We start from the raw sequence: 1,305 nt of genomic DNA, 5'->3' as shown, positions 1-1,305 counted from the left end.
TCGTCGTAGACGTGCAAATCCGACTCTTCAGCCACCTCTTCGTACTTGTTCTCGACGTAATCGACGTCCCCATCAAGCCATCCCTTCTCTTCAATGAATAAGAGGAACAGTACTCGATTGACAACGGTTCGTGTGTATGCGTTTAGGTTTTCTTCGGGATCAACCAACCCATGAATTGCGTCCTGAAGATCCTCGCGGAAGATCTCCCCGAAATCTTGATAGAAGCTCTGTGTGACCTCTCGGATGGAGAACACATCCTCAACGTCTCCTTTGAGACTCGTTCGGCCTTGTCCAGAGTGCACAGTTAGGTCGTCAAGATAGTCGAGATACGCTGGTTCGACGCCGAACCGCTTGACGGTGAAAAAGTTGAGATTGAAGGTTACCTCAACATCTTCTGAAGAGAACTGTTTCTCGATATGAAGGAACGTTAGGTCATCGTTCAGGGGACTGGTCAGTGGTCCCTCGTCAGATTTCCTGTATGCAATGATAGTGAATAGTTCGTTGATCGGACTACCGTGTCGTTTCAGGTGTCGCTTCAGATCGCTAAATGCTGGGCTGTCCCCAGATGCTTCGAGTTCGATATATCGAATCATTCCGTCACCGTTCTCATCAACTAGGTGAGCTTCGTACCAATCATTCCTCCCTTGATTGCGCTTTATTCCGCTTGGCACCTCAACGAAGGTATTGTAGTTTAGTCCCTCTGAGTCAAGAACATAGTCGATAACGTCGCCTCCGCTTTCGATTGAGGAGAGACCTTCGATAGGGGTTCGGACAGACATATTTCGCTTGACGGCAATTCTCTCTATCATCATATATACTCTTGGCAAACAGTCGCCGGCTGTCGGTGAATCATCCGCGGATAATTCCCTTCGTTTTCGTACTTGAGGATACGCCACATCAGGACATCTGCGATTCCTGCTGGTTTTTGCGTCCAGCAAAGATCTGCGATGAAGAGTAGTCAGTTACCGCAGTTTATTATATAGCGAGATGAGAGAAGTGACATAGAGACCCATAGAATGGTTAGCGTGGAGAACATCGTGGCTTCAGGATCTCTGGGTATAGAGTTAGATCTTGAGGCCGTGGCACGCGAATTGAGTAAAGTCGTTGATTACGACCCAGAGAGATATCCAGGTGCCTATTTCCGTCTCAATGACTCTGCACCGCTAATCACGGTTTACCGCACGGGAAAGTACATTATCACTGGGGCAGGCTCAGAGGACGAAGCATCTGCTACTCGCTCAGAATTCCTCAGGTTACTCACAGATCGTGGTATCCTTTCGGAGGCCGAGGACGAATGGTATAAAA

At 48.3% G+C, this 1,305-nt stretch carries 2 pseudogenes; one reads left to right on the top strand and one right to left on the bottom strand.

Features of this window, described 5'->3' with window-relative positions:
* Window positions 1-779, bottom strand: a pseudogene (locus C5B91_RS21015) (SAM-dependent DNA methyltransferase); the annotation flags it as partial.
* Window positions 780-1,016: 237 nt separating this feature from the next.
* On the opposite strand from C5B91_RS21015, the pseudogene C5B91_RS21010 reads away from it, so the two are divergent.
* Window positions 1,017-1,305: pseudogene (locus C5B91_RS21010) on the top strand (TATA-box-binding protein C); the annotation flags it as partial.

It is taken from the genome of Haloferax sp. Atlit-10N (genome assembly GCF_003586325.1).
Lineage (GTDB): Archaea > Halobacteriota > Halobacteria > Halobacteriales > Haloferacaceae > Haloferax > Haloferax prahovense.
Note: the sequence above shows the minus strand (reverse complement) of the source record. Positions and strands in the feature narration are given on the sequence as shown.